This is a genomic window from Microtetraspora glauca (genome assembly GCF_040656155.1).
In the GTDB taxonomy this organism is placed as follows: domain Bacteria; phylum Actinomycetota; class Actinomycetes; order Streptosporangiales; family Streptosporangiaceae; genus Microtetraspora; species Microtetraspora glauca.
On record NZ_JBFALK010000007.1, the window covers coordinates 126626 to 142024 of the forward strand.

At 69.5% G+C, this 15399-nt stretch carries 14 protein-coding genes; 9 read left to right on the plus strand and 5 right to left on the minus strand.

The annotated features are described in order from the left end of the window. Positions 1–63: 63 nt before the first annotated feature. Both hisC and AB0I59_RS15130 read right to left on the minus strand, forming a co-directional pair. Positions 64–1134 carry a histidinol-phosphate transaminase gene (hisC, locus tag AB0I59_RS15125; RefSeq protein ID WP_358133062.1) on the minus strand — a complete coding sequence of 357 codons (1071 nt, stop codon included), beginning with the start codon at positions 1132–1134 and terminating at the stop codon, positions 64–66. A 126-nt stretch (positions 1135–1260) separates the two neighbouring features. Beyond that, on the minus strand, positions 1261–1986 hold the full coding sequence (locus AB0I59_RS15130) for a FadR/GntR family transcriptional regulator (protein WP_061258535.1): 726 nt from the start codon (positions 1984–1986) through the stop codon (positions 1261–1263). Between the two features lie 173 nt (positions 1987–2159). Here AB0I59_RS15130 and AB0I59_RS15135 point away from each other — a divergent pair, with 173 nt between their 5' ends. The 7 genes from AB0I59_RS15135 (at position 2160) to AB0I59_RS15165 (ending at position 10579) form a co-directional block, all read left to right on the plus strand. Next, on the plus strand, positions 2160–2300 hold the full coding sequence (locus AB0I59_RS15135) for a hypothetical protein (RefSeq protein ID WP_358133065.1): 141 nt from the start codon (positions 2160–2162) through the stop codon (positions 2298–2300). Positions 2301–2459: 159 nt separating this feature from the next. Then, entirely contained in the window at positions 2460–4097 is a 1638-nt protein-coding gene (locus AB0I59_RS15140; protein WP_061258534.1) for a thiamine pyrophosphate-dependent enzyme, read from the plus strand. Beyond that, a complete protein-coding gene (locus tag AB0I59_RS15145) occupies positions 4094–5560 on the plus strand; it encodes an aldehyde dehydrogenase family protein (protein ID WP_358133068.1) in 1467 nt (488 codons plus the stop codon). The genes AB0I59_RS15140 and AB0I59_RS15145 overlap by 4 nt, the downstream gene beginning before the upstream one ends. A 128-nt stretch (positions 5561–5688) precedes the next feature. Continuing rightward, positions 5689–6816, plus strand: a complete 1128-nt coding sequence (locus AB0I59_RS15150; protein WP_358133071.1) for an ABC transporter ATP-binding protein — start codon at positions 5689–5691, stop codon at positions 6814–6816. After that, positions 6813–8573: an ABC transporter permease gene (locus AB0I59_RS15155; RefSeq protein WP_358133074.1), complete on the plus strand. Its 1761-nt coding sequence runs from the start codon at positions 6813–6815 to the stop codon at positions 8571–8573. Before AB0I59_RS15150 ends, AB0I59_RS15155 begins: the two co-directional genes overlap by 4 nt. After that, a complete protein-coding gene (locus AB0I59_RS15160) occupies positions 8570–9673 on the plus strand; it encodes an ABC transporter substrate-binding protein (RefSeq protein WP_358133076.1) in 1104 nt (367 codons plus the stop codon). Before AB0I59_RS15155 ends, AB0I59_RS15160 begins: the two co-directional genes overlap by 4 nt. A 237-nt stretch (positions 9674–9910) precedes the next feature. After that, entirely contained in the window at positions 9911–10579 is a 669-nt protein-coding gene (locus AB0I59_RS15165; RefSeq protein ID WP_358133079.1) for a FadR/GntR family transcriptional regulator, read from the plus strand. On the opposite strand, the gene AB0I59_RS15170 is transcribed toward AB0I59_RS15165, so the two are convergent. From AB0I59_RS15170 to AB0I59_RS15180, 3 genes are read right to left on the minus strand one after another with little or no spacing between them, the layout of a single operon-like run. Next, positions 10546–11079: a hypothetical protein gene (locus tag AB0I59_RS15170; RefSeq protein ID WP_061258529.1), complete on the minus strand. Its 534-nt coding sequence runs from the start codon at positions 11077–11079 to the stop codon at positions 10546–10548. The two genes, AB0I59_RS15165 and AB0I59_RS15170, sit on opposite strands and share 34 nt — an antisense overlap. 13 nt (positions 11080–11092) lie before the next feature. Continuing rightward, entirely contained in the window at positions 11093–12331 is a 1239-nt protein-coding gene (locus AB0I59_RS15175) for an aromatic ring-hydroxylating dioxygenase subunit alpha (protein ID WP_228638788.1), read from the minus strand. Continuing rightward, positions 12324–13316: a PDR/VanB family oxidoreductase gene (locus AB0I59_RS15180; RefSeq protein WP_358133083.1), complete on the minus strand. Its 993-nt coding sequence runs from the start codon at positions 13314–13316 to the stop codon at positions 12324–12326. Before AB0I59_RS15180 ends, AB0I59_RS15175 begins: the two co-directional genes overlap by 8 nt. 556 nt (positions 13317–13872) lie before the next feature. Here AB0I59_RS15180 and AB0I59_RS15185 point away from each other — a divergent pair. Beyond that, positions 13873–14115 carry a hypothetical protein gene (locus tag AB0I59_RS15185; protein WP_358133086.1) on the plus strand — a complete coding sequence of 81 codons (243 nt, stop codon included), beginning with the start codon at positions 13873–13875 and terminating at the stop codon, positions 14113–14115. After that, on the plus strand, positions 14115–15368 hold the full coding sequence (locus tag AB0I59_RS15190; protein WP_358133420.1) for an Nramp family divalent metal transporter: 1254 nt from the start codon (positions 14115–14117) through the stop codon (positions 15366–15368). The genes AB0I59_RS15185 and AB0I59_RS15190 overlap by 1 nt, the downstream gene beginning before the upstream one ends. Positions 15369–15399 lie beyond the last annotated feature (31 nt).

A 15399-nucleotide genomic window follows, 5' to 3' on the forward strand; every position in this document is an offset into this window, starting at 1 on the left:
GCTGTCCCACCTTCGGCGCCGACGACCCGCAGCGGACTGCCCGGGGCGTCGGCGCCCGCAAGGTCAGGACCGCCGCAGCAGTTCGGCGGCGAGGGTGAGGAAGCGGTCGTTCTCCTCGGTCGCGCCGATCGTCATGCGCAGCCCGTCCGTGCCGTACGCGCGGAGGATGACCCCGCGCTCCTCGAACGCCGCGGCCATGGCCGGGCCGTCGGGCATCGGCATGAAGACGAAGTTGGCCTGGCTGGGCACGACGGGGACGCCCAGGTGGATCAGTTCGTCGGTCACGCGGGTGCGCTCGGCGACGACGTGTCCGATGCGCCGCTTGAGTTCGACGGCGGACTCGGGAGCCAGCGAGGCGAGGGCACCGGCCTGGGCCAAGGTGGAGACCGAGAACCCGACGATCGACTTCCTGATCAGGTCGGCCGTCTCCGGCCGGGTCACGCAGTACCCCACCCGCAGCCCGGCCAGGCCGTACGCCTTGGAGAACGTGCGTAGCACGGCGACGTTGGGCCGCTCGCCGACGAGGTCGATGCCGCACGGCGAGCTAAGGTCGGTGACGAAGTCCTGGTAGGCCTCGTCCAGCACCACGAGCACGTCGTCGGGAAGCGCGTCGAGCAGCTTCTCCAACTCGACCCGGGAGACCACGGTGCCGGTCGGGTTGTTCGGGTTGCAGATGATCACCATGCGGGTTCGGTCGGTGATCGCCGCCGCCATCGCGGGCAGGTCGTGGGCGTACTGGTCGTCCAGCGGGACCGCGACCGCGGTGGCTCCCGAAACCGCGGTCACGATGGGGTAGCTCTCGAAGGCCCGCCACGCGTAGAGGATCTCGTCGCCCGGACCGGCGATGACCGAGGCCAGGACCTGCAGCAGCGCGCCGGAGCCGTTGTCCACGACCACCTGCGACGGATCCACGTCATGCCGCCTCGCCAGCGCCTCGGTCAGTTCCACGCGGTGGAAGTCGGGGTAGCGGTTCAACGTGGCGGCGGCGTGCGAGATCGCATCCAGCACGGTCGGCAACGGTCCGAACGGCATCTCGTTCGAAGAGAGCTTGACCTGGGGACGGCCCGCCACAGGAGCCCGGCCCGGCTTGTAGGAGACCAGCTCGTCGATGGCGGCGCGGTGCTTGACGGTCATCTCACTCCTCTCACAGAGAACAAAATCACGTAAATCTATATAATGATTCTTGTAGAAGGGCAAGACGCGGAAGGGGCCGGCGCCCGTTCGGCGCCGGCCCCTTCCGCGTCCTCGAGGTCCCCGAGGTCAGCGGTCGTCGCGTGTCAGCCCGCGGTGGCGCAGGGCCATGGCCTCGGCGCCGCGCTGGTCGCCCCGGATGACCGCTTCGACCAGGTCGACGTGCACCTGGAGCCGGTCGTCGGAGCCCTTGCGGAAGTCCTCCGCGGTTATGGCAGAGGACAGGTCTCTGCTGATGTAGTCGACCAGCCGGGTGTACATGGTCCGCAGCAGGATGTTGGGGGAGATCAGGGCGAGGCGGCGGTGCAGGTCCCAGTTGCGGCGCTGGGCCTCGGCCGCGTCCGGCCAGGATCGCCGCAGCTGCTCCATCATCTCGACCAACTCGTCGATGTCCCGTTCGGTGCGGTGGGCGGCCGCGTCGAGCGCCACCTCCTGGTCGAGCACGTCCAGGACGGCCAGGCAGTGTGTCACCGACGCACCGTCGTGGCCGAGTTGGAGCATGTCGTGGCCGAGCCGGACCAGTGGTGACTGTTCGGCCACGAAGATGCCGCCACCCGGCCCCGGGCGCACGTCCAGCACGCCGCGCAACCGCAGCACACGGATCGCCTCGGCCAGTGTTGCCGGAGCGACGCCGAACTGCTGGCGGAGCTCGTCCTTCGTGCCCAGGCGGTGGCCCGGCAGGAGGCGGTTGCGGCGAATCGCGTTTTCGAGGCGCTCAACCAGCGTCTCGGCGATCGACGACCGCGCGTCGGTGCGGTCGAAGGTCACCTCGGTGACCGTGTCTGCGTCGTACATTCCGGCTTCTCCCGTGTGCGGCGACCCGTCAACTGTAGATCGTTCGTCGCGCGGCGGGGCGTCTTCCACGCGTCCTCATCCATAGAAACCATACAAATGGTTGACACCCTCCCAGAACAGCCATAACCATATACATGATTTGCGGGGTCGGCTCGGTTCGGAAGAGGTGCGCGATGGGCTCGATCGTCCTCGTGACGAAGATCGCGCACGGGCCGTCGATCCGGCTGTCGCTGAACACTGACACCAGGCATGAGGGCGTCCGGCAGAACGCCGCGGACGGCTGGCTTGGTCGAGCTCGGTCGCCGGGCGCGTGAGCGCGGCGCGGACACCTATGTCCCGCTGAACGCGCACCGGCAGAAAAGCGCCGGCTCTCAGCCTGAACGCGAGCCGCCGGCGACACGATGTTCATCCGCGTCGCCCGCTGCCGCTCGCCGCGCCTGGTCCTCGACCGATGAACTTCCCTAAGGAGACCCATGAACATGACGGGCGGCGAGGCTCTCGCCCGTTCCCTGGCGGCCAACGGCGTCAGCCAGATATTCGGCATCCCCGGCGTGCAACTCGACCACGCCGCGGACGCGCTCTACCACGTGGCCGACGACATCGCCTTCACCTGCGCGCGCAATGAGCAGGCCGCCTCCTACATGGCCGACGGCTACGCCCGCTCCACCGGGCGGCCCGGCGTCTCGATGGTGGTGCCGGGACCGGGCATGCTGAACGGCCTGGCCGGCCTCGCCACGGCGTACGCCTGCTCCTCGCCGCTGCTCTACATCAGCGGGCAGATCGATTCGGGGGCGATCGGCAGGGGGCTCGGCGCGCTGCACGAGATCCCCGACCAGAGCGGCATCCTGCGCTCGCTCACCAAGTGGAGCGGGCTCGCGACCAGGCCGGAGGACATCCCCGGCATGGTCCACCGCGCCTTCGCCGAGCTGCGCTCCGGCCGGCCCCGCCCGGTCGGCCTGGAGATCCCGCCGGACGTGCTCGGTGCGACCGCCGACGTCGAGATCCCCGGTGCGGCTCCGCACGCGCCCGCCGTACCCGACCGGAAGCTGATCGACGCCGTCGCCGAGCTGCTGCGCGGCTCCCAGCGGCCGGTGATCTACGCGGGCGGCGGTGTGATCGCCGCCGACGCGTCGGAGGAACTGCGCGAGCTGGCGGAGATCCTCCACGCACCGGTCGTGGTGAGCGAGAACGGCCGCGGCGCGATCTCCGCCAGGCACCCGCTCGCGTTCGACGCGCTGGCGTTCCGCCGGCTGCGCGAGCACGCCGACGTCGTGCTCGCCGTCGGCACCCGCTTCGTGACCGCCTTCAGCGAGCAGGTGAACACGGCCGGCGCCCGGCTGGTCCTGATCAACGCCGAGGCCGCCGACCTGGGCGAGCCGCGTACGCCCGACCTCGCGGTGCACGGCGACGCGCGCCTCGCGCTCGCGGCGCTGGCCGAGGAGCTGCGCGGAGTGGCCCGCGAGTCCCGCACGGCCGAGCTCGACGCCGCGCGGGCCTGGCTGGAGGAGCAGTACGCCGACATCGCCCCGCAGCGGGCCTACCTCCGGGCGATCCGCGCCGCGCTTCCGGACGACGGAGTGCTGGTCAGCGAGCTGACCCAGATCGGCTACGCCGCCAACACCTGCTTTCCCGTCTACCGGCCGCGCACCTACCTCACCCCCGGCTACCAGGGCACCCTGGGGTACGGCTTCGCCACCGCGCTCGGCGCGAAGGCGGCGGACCCGGACCGGCCGGTCGTCTCCATCACCGGCGACGGCGGCTTCTCCTGGACGCTCCAGGAGCTCTCCACGGCGAAGAAGTACGGCCTGGCCACGGTGACGGTGGTCTTCAACGACGGCTTCTTCGGCAACGTGCGGCGCATCCAGAAGAACCGCTTCGGCGCCCGCTACTTCGCCACCGACCTGGTCAACCCCGACTACGCCAAGCTCGCCGATTCCTTCGGCATCGCCGCGGCCCGCGCGAACGGCCCCGAGGAGCTCGAGGTGGTGCTGAAGGAGGCGCTCACCGCGGGCGAGCCGGTGCTCGTCGAGGCACCCGTCGGGGAGTTCCCCGGCCCCTGGCACCTGATCCACGAGGGCGTCCCGCGCCCCGCACCCCTGGAGGCACCGTGATCCAGCGTGACGACCTGCTGATCGGCGGCGCGTGGACCGCCCCGCGCGGCGACGACACCTCCGACGCCCTGGCCACTCCCCGCACGCTCGACGTGGTCGATCCGGACACCGGCCAGGTGGCCGGACGGGTCCCGATCGCCTCGGCCGAGGACGTCGACGCCGCCGTACGCGCCGCCGCGGCGGCATTCGCGAGCTGGTCCCAGGTGCCGATGGCGGAGCGGGCCGCGCTGGTCGAGCGGATCAGGGCGGGAGTCGAGGAGCGGCGCGAGGAGCTGGCCGGGCTGCTCACCCTCCAGATGGGTACGCCCATCACCTTCGCCAGGCAGGCGCAGCTCGGCGTGGCGCTGGCCGACCTCGACGAGATCGTCAAGGCCGGGCGTGACCACGCCGCCGAGGAGTCCGTCGGTGGCGCCCTGGTCCTGCGTGAGCCCGCCGGCGTCGTCGCCGCGATCACCCCGTGGAACTTCCCGCTGCACCAGATCGCGCTCAAGGTGGGCGCGGCTCTCGTGGCCGGGTGCACGGTGGTACTCAAGCCGAGCGAGCTGACGCCGCTGGACGCCTACGTCTTCGCCGAGATCGTCCAGGCCGCCGGGGCGCCCCCTGGCGTGTTCAACCTCGTGCCGGGCGACGGGCCGGTCACCGGGGAGGCGCTCGTGGCGCATCCGCTGGTCGACGTCGTCACGCTGACCGGATCCGTCCGGGCCGGAGCACGGGTGGCCGAACTGGCCGCCCGCACGATCAAGAAGGTGACGCTGGAACTCGGCGGCAAGTCGGCCGGCGTCGTGCTCGACGACGCGGACCTGGCGTCCGTCGTCCCGCAGGCGGTCGGCGGGTGCTTCGCGAACGCGGGACAGATCTGCGCCGCGCTGACCCGGCTGCTCGTCCCCGAGCACCTGCTGGAGGAGGTGGAACGGCTCGCGGTCTCGGCCGCGTCCGGCTGGGTTCCCGGCCCGCCGTCCGATCCCGCCACCAGGCTCGGCCCGCAGGCGTCGCGGCGGCAGCAGCGGATCGTCCAGGACTACATCTCGGCCGGGATCGCGGAGGGGGCGCGGCTCCTCGTGGGCGGCACCCCGATAGAGGGGCCGGGCGCCTACGTCACGCCGACGATCTTCTCGGGGGTACGCCCCGAGATGACGATCGCGCGTGAGGAGATCTTCGGCCCGGTGCTCTCGATCATGAGCTACGCCACCGAGGACGAGGCCGTCGCCATCGCCAACGACTCCGAGTACGGGTTGTCCGGCGGGGTGTGGTCGGCCGACCCGGCCAGGGCGCTGGCGGTGGCCCGTCGCCTGCGTACCGGGATGGTGAGCGTCAACGGCGCGGGGCTCAACGTGGCGGCGCCCTTCGGCGGCTACAAGCGGTCGGGCGTCGGCCGCGAATGCGGACGCTACGGCATCGAGGAGTTCCTCGAGGTCAAGAGCGTGGTCGGCCTACCCGAAGGCATGGCCCGGGGCGTCGCCTGAGACGTCGGCGGCCGCATCACCGGCCGCACCCCGGCGGCGTCGCGGGTCACGTGACGAGCCGTACCGCGGTTCTCCCACCGGGCCGCGACATCACGGAATTGACATCTATTCGGTTGAGTGGAGCGGGCATGGCGGAAGTCCGGATCACCGGGCTGGTGAAGCGCTTCGGAGACTTCACCGCGGTCCGGGACGTCGAGCTGGCGATCACCGACGGTGAGTTCCTGACGCTGCTCGGCCCCAGCGGCTGTGGCAAGACGACCACGCTGCGCTGTCTCGCCGGCCTGGAGACGCCGACCGAGGGTGAGATCACCATCGGAGGCGACACCGTCTACTCGGCCGCGCGCGGCGTATGCGTGCCGCCGGAGCGGCGCCGGGTCGGCATGGTGTTCCAGAGCTACGCGCTCTGGCCGCACCTGACGGCCGGCGCCAACGTCGGCTACCCGCTTCGCGCGGCCCGCATGGGCGCGGCCGAGCGCAGGGCCAGGGTGGCCGAGATGCTGGAGGCGGTCGGCCTGGCCGACCGCGCCGGGCGCTACCCGGGCGAGCTGTCCGGCGGACAGCAGCAGCGGATCGCGCTCGCCAGGGCGATGGCCGCGCACCCCCGGCTCATGCTCTTCGACGAGCCGCTCTCGAACCTCGACGCCAAGCTGAGGGTCGGCATGCGCACCGCGATCCGCCGGCTCCAGCGCGAGATCGGCACCACGGCCGTCTACGTCACGCACGACCAGGAAGAGGCGATGGCGCTCTCGGACCGGGTCGTGGTGATGAGCGAGGCCGCGGTGCAGCAGGAGGGCACACCCCGGGAGGTCTACACCCGACCGGCCAACCGGTTCGTCGCGGACTTCATGGGGTTCGAGAACCTCCTCGACGGGACCGTGGGGGAGACCGACGACACCGGGTTCGCCTTCCATCCGGCTCCCGGAGGGCCGCCCCTGCGGGTCGCCGGGCCGCCGCCCGGCCCGTCGGGCTCCGCCGTCGAGATCGCCGTACGGGCCGCGCATGTGCGGCTTGTTCCGGAAGGGGCCGCGGGCGAGGAGCCGGGCGTACGCCGGGCCGTGGTCCGTGACGCCGTCTACCTGGGCGGGCGGACCGAACTGACGGTGGACGCGGAGGGGCTGCCGCTCACCGTGTCCCACGGGCACGTCGACGACGGCGCCGGGGTCCCCGGCGTCGGTGAGCGGGTCGCGGTCGCCCTGACCGCCGCGCACGCCGTGGTGCTCGGCCGGGCCGGAACGCCGGCGGGAGTGGCCGCGTGACCGCCGGAGCGCCGCCGCACTCCGGGGTGCGGCGGCGCTTCCCCGGCCGCTTCCCCGGCCGACTCGTCGCGCGGGCGCGGCAGATCGGGCCGGGCGCGTGGGCGCTGGCGGTGCTCTGCACGGTGCTGTTCGTGTGGCCGGTGGCGATGATCGCCGTGGCGGCGTTCCACGACGGGCTGATCAGCGATCCCGGCGGGACCTGGACGGCCGGCCCCTTTGTGGAGACGCTCTCCGATCCCGGCACGCTCGCGGTGCTCGGCCAGTCGGTCCTGCTCGCGGGCGTCGTGTCGATACTGTCGATGCTGATCGCGGCGGTCTTCGCCTGGATGGTCGCGCGTACCGACGTGCCGCTGCGCGGGCTGGTGACGCCGCTGATGCTGCTCACCATGGTCAGCCCGAACCTGTTCTTCGCGATCTCCTGGGACATGCTCGGCAACCCGCGGGTGGGGCTCGTCAACCAGGTGATCATGGCGGTGACCGGGGCGGATCAGGGGCCGGTCGACATCACGTCGTGGCCCGGTCTGGTCTTCGTGTGCGTGCTCAAGGCGGTCGGGTTCAACTACTTCCTGATCCTCGCGCCGTTCCTGGCCATGGACCGGTCGCTGGAGGAGGCGTCGCTGGTCTCCGGTATGGGGAAGGTCCGCACGTTCTTCCGGGTGCATGTGCCGCTGCTCGCCCCGGCCCTGCTGGGGGCGCTGCTGATGGCGTTCGTGAGCTTCCTGGAGGCGTTCGACTTCCCCCAGATCATCGGGCTTCCCGCCGGGATCCGGGTGTTCTCCACCGAGATCTACCGCTACATCAGCGGTGACGCCGGTGGCCGGTACGCCGAGGCCAGCAGCCTCGCGCTGGTGCTCATGGCGATCATCGTGGTGCTGATCGCGGTGCAGTCCAGGGTGCTGGGCAGGCGGCGGTACACCACGATGAGCGGCAAGTCCTACCGTACGGAACGGTGGTCGCTCGGCCCGGTGCGCTGGCTGGGCACGGCGGTGATCGCGCTGCACGCGCTGCTCGCCCTGGTGCTGCCGCTGGTCCAGCTCTACATCGGCAGCTTCCAGTCCTTCTTCGGGCTCTACGACAACTGGACGCTCGACAACTACCGCAGAGTGCTCGACGACCCGGACACGATCAACGCGATCGTCACCACCTTCGGCCTGGCGTTCTTCGGCGGGTTCGTGACCATGTTCCTGTGCGTCGTGCTCGCCTGGGTGATCAGGACGCGGCCCGGTCTGGTCAGCCGTTACATCGGGGGCGCCCTCTGGGTGACCGTCACGGTGCCCGGGATCGTGCTCGGCATGGGGATCATGTGGTCGTTCCTCGCGGTCCCCGGGCTGAACCAGCTCTACGCCACCGTCTGGATCATGCTGATCGGCCTGGTCATCGCCGCCGTCCCGGTCGCGGTGCGTACGGCCGAGGGGTCGGTCGCGCAGATCCCGCCGGAATTCGAGGAGGCCGCCAGGGTCTCCGGAGCCGGTCGTGTGCGCGCCTTCCTCGGCCTGATCCTGCGCCTGCTCATCCCCAGCTTCGGGTACGGCTGGTTGGTCGCCGCCATCCTCATCTCCGGCAACCTCGCCGTCCCGCTCCTTCTGGCCTCGCCTGACGTCGACACCGTGGCGATCGAGGTCCTGAACCTGAACCGATCGGGGGACACCGCCACCGCGGCCGCCCTGTTCGGGCTGCTGCTCGCCGTATGGGGAGCGCTCGCCGTACTCGCTCTGCTGGCCCGCGCCGTGGGCCGGCGCCTCAAGGAGAACCGATGAAGCACCTGTTCAGGGCGGCCTCCGCCATGGCCGTCGCGGGCGCGCTCGCGCTGACGGCCGCCTGCGGCGGATCCGCGGGCACCACCGTCGGAGCCGACCAGCTCGACCTCGCGCCCCTGAAGGTGGACTCGCCCACGGCCGCCCACCTGAAGGACCTCTACACCAAGGCCACGGACGGCGGCGACACCAAGATCGTCGCGTACATGCAGGGCTGGGAGCAGTACCAGAAGGTGTGGGAGGCGTTCGAGAAGCGCTTCCCAGGGATCACCACCAAGGGCCTGGCGATCAACGGTCCCGAGCTGTCGACCAAGCTCTCCACCGAACGCTCATCCGGCAAGCATGTCGGCAGCCTGCTCGGCGGTCCCGACTTCCAGCGCAAGGACGTGCTCAGGACGCTCGACCTGCCGACAGCGGCGACGCTCGACCCGGCCTACCGCGAGGACTCCGGCGTCTTCTACGCGCCGACCACCACGGTCTGGGGCATCGAGTACAACGCCGAGAAGGTCACCGGCGCCGACGTGCCCAAGAAGTGGGCCGACCTGCTCGACCCCAAGTGGAAGGGCCGGATCGTGGCGGGCGACGCCACCACGCCCAGCGCCACCTCCGGCACGCTCATCCGGTTGTACGGCGGGCACGCCATCGACGACGCCTGGCTGGACCGGCTGAAGGCGCAGGACGTCACGTTCAAGTCGTCGCTGGAGATCGCCGACCAGGCGGTGGCCCGGGGCGAGTTCGACATCCTGCTGACCACGTTGTCGGACTTCTACTTCCCGTCGAAGACGAAGGGCGCGCCGATCGGGTTCGCCTTCCCCCTGGAGGACGGGAACGTCTCGACCCCGACCTACTTCGCCGCGCTCAAGGACGGCGCGGCCCCCGAGGCCACCGAGCTGCTCATGAACTGGCTGTTCACCGCGGAGGCGCAGCAGGTGTTCGCCGGGATCAACGCGCTGCCCACCATGCCCGGCGCTCCCGCGGTCCAGGGGCTGGTGCCGCTGGACCAGGTGAAGCTGCTCGACATCCCCGGCCCGGAGGAGATCACCTCCCTCTGGGACCCCATGACCGCCAAGTTCAAGGACGTCTTCGGCTCCCCCAAGGGCTGAGCAGCGGAGCAGGGAGTAGGAGGGGGCCGCCTGCCCGAGGCCCCTCCTACTCCCTCAAGCCGCCCTCGCCGCTCAGCCACTCGGGCGCCCCCGTGGTCCGGTCCGCGCTCGGCTGACGATCAAGAGGTGAGGCTTGTCGGTCTTGTGTCGGCTGCTTGAACGCCACTGGCCTGAGATACTGGATTCACCATGTCTGTTTCACGAGCTGTTCCACGTCGGCGCTCAGCCGTTGACGCTGTGGCGTCCGAGATCGAAGACGGCATCACCGAGGGACGGCTCCGGGTGGGCAGCAGACTCGGCACTCGCGCGGAGCTCGCCAGCAGATTCGGGGTGGCGCCGACGACCATCGCCGAGGTGGTGCGTGTCCTGGAGGCCAAGGGCATGATCACGACCCGCACCGGTCCCCAGGGTGGAGTCTTCATCGCCCAGAGAACGGCGCAGGCGATGATCGCTAACGGATTCCTGAACCTCCAGGATGTGACAAGTACCGCGATCGACTGCGTCCGGGTGATCGACGCGCTGGAGCCTGCCGTCGCACAGGCAGCCGCCGAGCACCGGACCGCAGCCGACGCCGACGACCTCAGCCGGATGCTCGAACAGCTCCGCGCGACATGGAGTGACCGGGTCGCCGGCCTGCGGGCCAACTGGCAGCTGCACCGCCGGATCGCGGAGATCGTGCCCAACCCTGTCCTGAAGACGGTCTATCTCAATCTGCTGGCGTACGTGGAGTCACACGACGACTTCTATGTCGCCGATGACGGCATCCCGCCCAATTCCTCGGTCCGGCTCGAGATCCATGAGGAGTTGGTCACCGCGATCATGGCGGGAGATCGAACCGCCACCGCGGACGCCGTCCGACGCCACCAGACCGTCTACGACGACTTCTGCGTCGTCGAGGCTCCGTGAGAAGACGCTCTTCGAAACGCCGCGTGGAAGACTGCCTCGTCGATCGCGGATAGGTCGAGGCCCACCAGGCCCTTGGAGGGGTCGACCCGGACGACGACACCGCCTGGATCGTCGGGCAGCGGGTCCAGGTCGACGACTGGGTCATCGATCCACACCCAGGGGCGACCGCCGGCGTACTGCCGGATAGCGGCGAGCTTGTTGAACTGCAACGGCAGGTAGGGCCACGGGGTGGCGGGGAGGTCGAGAATGTCGGCCAGTGCGAGGTGAGCGTTCGGTCCCCACTCGGAAGCCCAGACGATGCTGTATCGCTGTGCGAGGTGGGCGACGGCCTCGCGGGTGCCATCGGGTATCTGGAGGTCGCGCACCCACTTTCCTCGTGCCGAGAGATGCTCGAGCCGAGCCGGAACGTGCGCCTCGCCGTCGAGGACGACGACGCCCTCGACGCCGAGCACGGCCAGCGGTGTCCCGGAAGTGACAGCCGCCGGCGTGTACTTGGCCAAGAGCGCGACAGAGCTAGGCATCCACGAGTCCCTCCGCCAGCGCTTCTTCGTGCGTGAGGAAGAAGTTGCCGCCGGTGATGCTGACGACCTCGTCGGCAGGGTCGCGGATCACGCCGACCGGGTCATTGCCGGCGGCGACGGCACGGACCTGCTTGGCCATCATCCGGCGCAGCATCGCCACGCCCTGGTCAGTGGTGGTGAGGTGGTCCTCGGAGTGCAGGGAGATCGGTCCCTGGCTCTTCTGCGCCTCGTAGTCACCGGGCATGCGCCGGTGCTCCTCCTCGTTGAGTTCGGCCCACGGCTTGCCGCCGAAGGTGGAGCGCAGCTTGACCAGGAAGTCGGGGTCCTCGTGGAGCGCGAGGGTGAAGATGCGGAAGGTGGTGTCGTCCTCGGGCACGACCCACCCGATCAGGTTGGTCTGGCCCGGCGTGAGCCGGGGGCTGGGCACGACACGGAGGTTGGGGAACATCACCTCGGTTCGCCGGCGTAGCGCCCGCTTGTCGTCGAGCTTTCTGATCTGTGTCGAGCGGACCCCGACTGGTGTGTACTCGAACGTGACCTCAGGTATCACGGCCATCTCCGGGGTGAACTGCTCGCCGCTGAACCGCGCGTGCAGGATCGGCACGTGGAAGGGGTCCATCACGTTCTCCCAGTGCTGCAGCCAGTTGAAGTCCAGCACCTCCGGCCCACCACCGCCGACGCCGGCGTCGTTGACGATGAGATGCTGCCCCTCGGGGATGGTCTCGAAGACGTCGTACCGGGGCAGGACGGGCTTCTTGTCCGCAGGCCCCATGTAGGCCCACACCAGTCCGTAGCGTTCCTGCACCGGGTACCAGGGTTGACGGACCTTGTCGCGGTGCTGGCCGAGGTCGGGCTCGCATGGCTGCTCCAAGCAGTGGCCCGTCGGATCGAAGACCCAGCCGTGGTAGCAGCAGCGGATGCCATCCTCTTCCACCCCTCCGTAGTAGAGCGAGGCGCCGCGGTGGATGCATCGCGGATGCAGTAGGGCGGGCTCGCCACGGCCGGTGCGGAAGAGGATGAGCTCCTCGCCCAGGACCTTGACGCGGCGCGGGGTGGTAGTAACCTTCTCGACCTTCGAGATCGGATGCCAGTACCGGCGCATCACCTCCCCGTACGGCGTGCCGGGGCCGACCTGGGCGAGCTCGTTCAGCGGCGCGCCGAGCTTCAGCCCGTAGGCGGTTCCCGTGTCGAGTGCGGCTTCGGTGGCGTGGGTTGTCGTCGTGTCAGACATCGAGTTCCAACTCCTCGGTCAGGGCCCGCGAGACGCAGACCATCATCGTTTCGTTTGCTTGCTTCTCCGCGTCGGTGAGGATCGAGTCACGGTGGTCGACCGCGCCGTTGAGCACGGCCAACTCGCAGGTCCCACAGACGCCTTCGCGACAAGAAGACGGGACATCGACGCCGGCACTCGCCAGGGCGTCGAGAATGCTCTGGTCGGGTTCGACCGTGACCGACTGCTGCGAGCGCCCGCAACGCACCACGAAGGTCCCTTGGCGCAACGGCTCACTCAACGGCTTGGCCTGGAAGCGCTCCACTCTGACCTCGCGCCCGAGGTCGCGGGCGTACTGCTCCACCTCGACCAGCATCCGCTCGGGACCGCAGCAGTAGATGGCCGCCGACGGGTGCGCTCGCGCGACGGCATCGCGCAGGTTGAGGCGCTTCCCCTCGTCCGAGGCGAACACATGAACGGTCCCGGTGCCGCTGCCGTCGCCGAGTTCGTCACGCAACGGGATGGCGTGGCGTGAACGGACGGCGAGATACAGATCCCACGGCCTCCCCTCGGCAGTGGCACGCCGCGTCATCGGGAGGAATGGAGTGATGCCGATGCCACCAGCGAGGAAGACATAGCGCGGGGCGTCGACGAAGGGAAACGTGCTGCGTGGCGCACTCACCTTCAGGATCTCGCCGACCCGAAGCCGCTCGTGGACGTGCTTCGACCCACCGCGGCCGGCCTGCTCGAGAGCAACGGTGATCCGGTAGGACGAACTGTCAGCAGGATCACCGCTGAGGGAGTACTGCCGGACCAGGGTCGGCGCCAGTTCGACGTCGACGTGAGCGCCCGGCGTCCACGCCGGAAGAGCCGCGCCGTCGTCCGAGCCGAGTATGACGGACACGATTCCTGCCGCTTCCCAGTGCAGCGTGACGACACGTAGTGCGAGGTACGTCTGCGCTTTCGCACCGGTCTCAAGCGATGGGTCGAACTGCGTCACCGTCATCGAAGCGGCTCACGAACGAAGAGCCCATGGAGATCGGCGGGCGGCCCCATCACGCTCGTCTCGGGTCCGACAGCGGAGAACCCGCCGGGCGCTTCGATGGCACTTTGATTCATCCTGACCTTCCAGTTCAAGGCAGCGGCACCCCCCCCACACAAGGTGACGTGGCAGCGGCCACAGTAGTGCATATTAGACATGTTTAATAGGTCCGAATCATGTGACCCCGGGGGAGACGCCTCGTGTGCGCGACCGCCCGAAGAGCCGCTTGAAGTCAGGCGACTTCCGGCGCCGGCTCCCGAGCCGAGGTCGGCTCGCCCTGCTCCCGTCATGCCGTCCTCCTCGTCCTCGCGGCGTCGTCACCCGGGGACGGGCCGTCTCGCCGCCCATCGAGCCGATGGAGGACGCCTTCCCGTCGCCGGCGGGTGGTGTAGGGGGTATTGGATGTATTGAATAGGTTTAATGGGTTCCATTCTGATGCCGGATCGTATACGTTTCCTGACGATCGATCGCAGCGGCTGCGGCCTGCGCCGCGCCAACTGGCATGAGGGAGGTAGCACGCGTGGCCCACGGCACAACGGCAGCGGGTTGGACACTCGCGGACCGGCTGCGTGCCGATGCCGGTACAGGACGCGTGGCGGCCCGCGAAGTTCCGCGCACGCCTCGCATGACCGGCGAGAGCGCGGGCGCCTATCTCACGGCGGCGGATCCCGGCGATTGCGCCGCCGACCTGACCGCGAGCGTCGGTCCGCCGGCGGCGGACGAACGGATCTTTGCCCGGCCGGCCGCGACAGAGCTCACGTGATGACTGCCGAGCCCTTGATCGCCGACATCCGAACTCCCGTCACCCCTCGGCCAGAGCGTCAGCTGCTGCGGCTGCTTGGCCCTGCCTTCGTCGCCGCGATCGCGTATGTCGATCCCGGTAACGTCGCCGCGAACCTGTCTGCCGGGGCGGAGTACGGCTATCTGCTGGTGTGGGTCCTCGTCCTCGCGAACGCGATGGCGGTCCTCGTCCAGTATCTGTCCGCGAAGCTGGGACTGGTCACGGGGCGCACGCTCCCCGAGATTCTCGGCGACCGCCTGCCACGACCGGCGCGTCTGCTCTATTGGGCGCAGGCCGAAGTCACCATGGTTGCCACTGATCTCGCGGAGGTGATCGGTGGTGCGATCGCCCTTGAGATTCTGCTGGGTTTGCCCCTTCTGGTGGGCGGCATCCTCGTGGGCGTGCTCTCGATGGTCTTGCTCGAATTCCACTCCCGGCGTGGCCAGCGGGCTTTCGAGATGCTCATCATCGGCCTGCTCGCGGTGATCACAATCGGATTCGCCGGCGGCTTGTTGGTGAGCCCCGTGAACTGGTCCAGTGCGGCCGGCGGCCTGGTCCCCCGTCTGGATGGGGCGCCTACGGTACTACTGGCCGCCGGGATGATCGGCGCGACCGTCATGCCACATGCGGTTTACCTCCACTCGGGCCTGGTGCGCGATCGTCATGGCTTCCGCGACGATCCGCGACGTACGAGGCGACTGCTGACGGTCACGGGCTTCGACGTCGTGGCCGCTCTCGTCGTCGCCGGCGGCGTCAATGTCGCCATGCTGCTACTCGCGGCAGCGGCTCTGCCGGGCGCGGCTGGTGTCGACACGATCCAGGGGGCTGCGCGCGCCATTACCGCTCATCTCGGAGTCGTCCCGGGTCTCATCTTCGGAGTCGGTCTGCTTGCCTCCGGGTTGGCGTCCACCTCCGTGGGAAGCCATGCGGGAGCGGCGGTCATGGACGGCCTTCTCCACGTCCGGGTGCCCCTCCTCGTGCGACGGCTCGCGACCCTTGTCCCTGCTCTGACCGTGCTTGGGCTCGGCGTCGATCCGACCTGGGCCCTCGTCCTCACTCAGGTGGTGCTCTCGGTAGGAATCCCGTTCGTGCTTGTGCCGCTCGTCTGGTACACGAGCCGGCGTCGCCTCATGGGGGACTTCGCCAACAGCCCCGCTCTACGTGTCGTAGGTACGGCGGTCTGCGTGGCCATCGCCGTGCTGAACGTCGTCCTGATCCTCATGGTCGTCACATAGGCGAATCACGCAATGTATGCAATTAGATCCA

Bases quoted from the DNA above. Each gene is read 5' to 3' on its own strand.
- AB0I59_RS15180 (WP_358133083.1), bottom strand. From the start codon at position 13,316: ATGACGGTGACGCAGTTCGACCCATCGCTTGAGACCGGTGCGAAAGCG.
- AB0I59_RS15135 (WP_358133065.1), top strand. From the start codon at position 2,160: ATGGGCTCGATCGTCCTCGTGACGAAGATCGCGCACGGGCCGTCGATC.
- AB0I59_RS15150 (WP_358133071.1), top strand. From the start codon at position 5,689: ATGGCGGAAGTCCGGATCACCGGGCTGGTGAAGCGCTTCGGAGACTTC.
- AB0I59_RS15190 (WP_358133420.1), top strand. From the start codon at position 14,115: ATGACTGCCGAGCCCTTGATCGCCGACATCCGAACTCCCGTCACCCCT.
- AB0I59_RS15160 (WP_358133076.1), top strand. From the start codon at position 8,570: ATGAAGCACCTGTTCAGGGCGGCCTCCGCCATGGCCGTCGCGGGCGCG.
- hisC (WP_358133062.1), bottom strand. From the start codon at position 1,134: ATGACCGTCAAGCACCGCGCCGCCATCGACGAGCTGGTCTCCTACAAG.
- AB0I59_RS15140 (WP_061258534.1), top strand. From the start codon at position 2,460: ATGAACATGACGGGCGGCGAGGCTCTCGCCCGTTCCCTGGCGGCCAAC.
- AB0I59_RS15175 (WP_228638788.1), bottom strand. From the start codon at position 12,331: ATGTCTGACACGACGACAACCCACGCCACCGAAGCCGCACTCGACACG.
- AB0I59_RS15130 (WP_061258535.1), bottom strand. From the start codon at position 1,986: ATGTACGACGCAGACACGGTCACCGAGGTGACCTTCGACCGCACCGAC.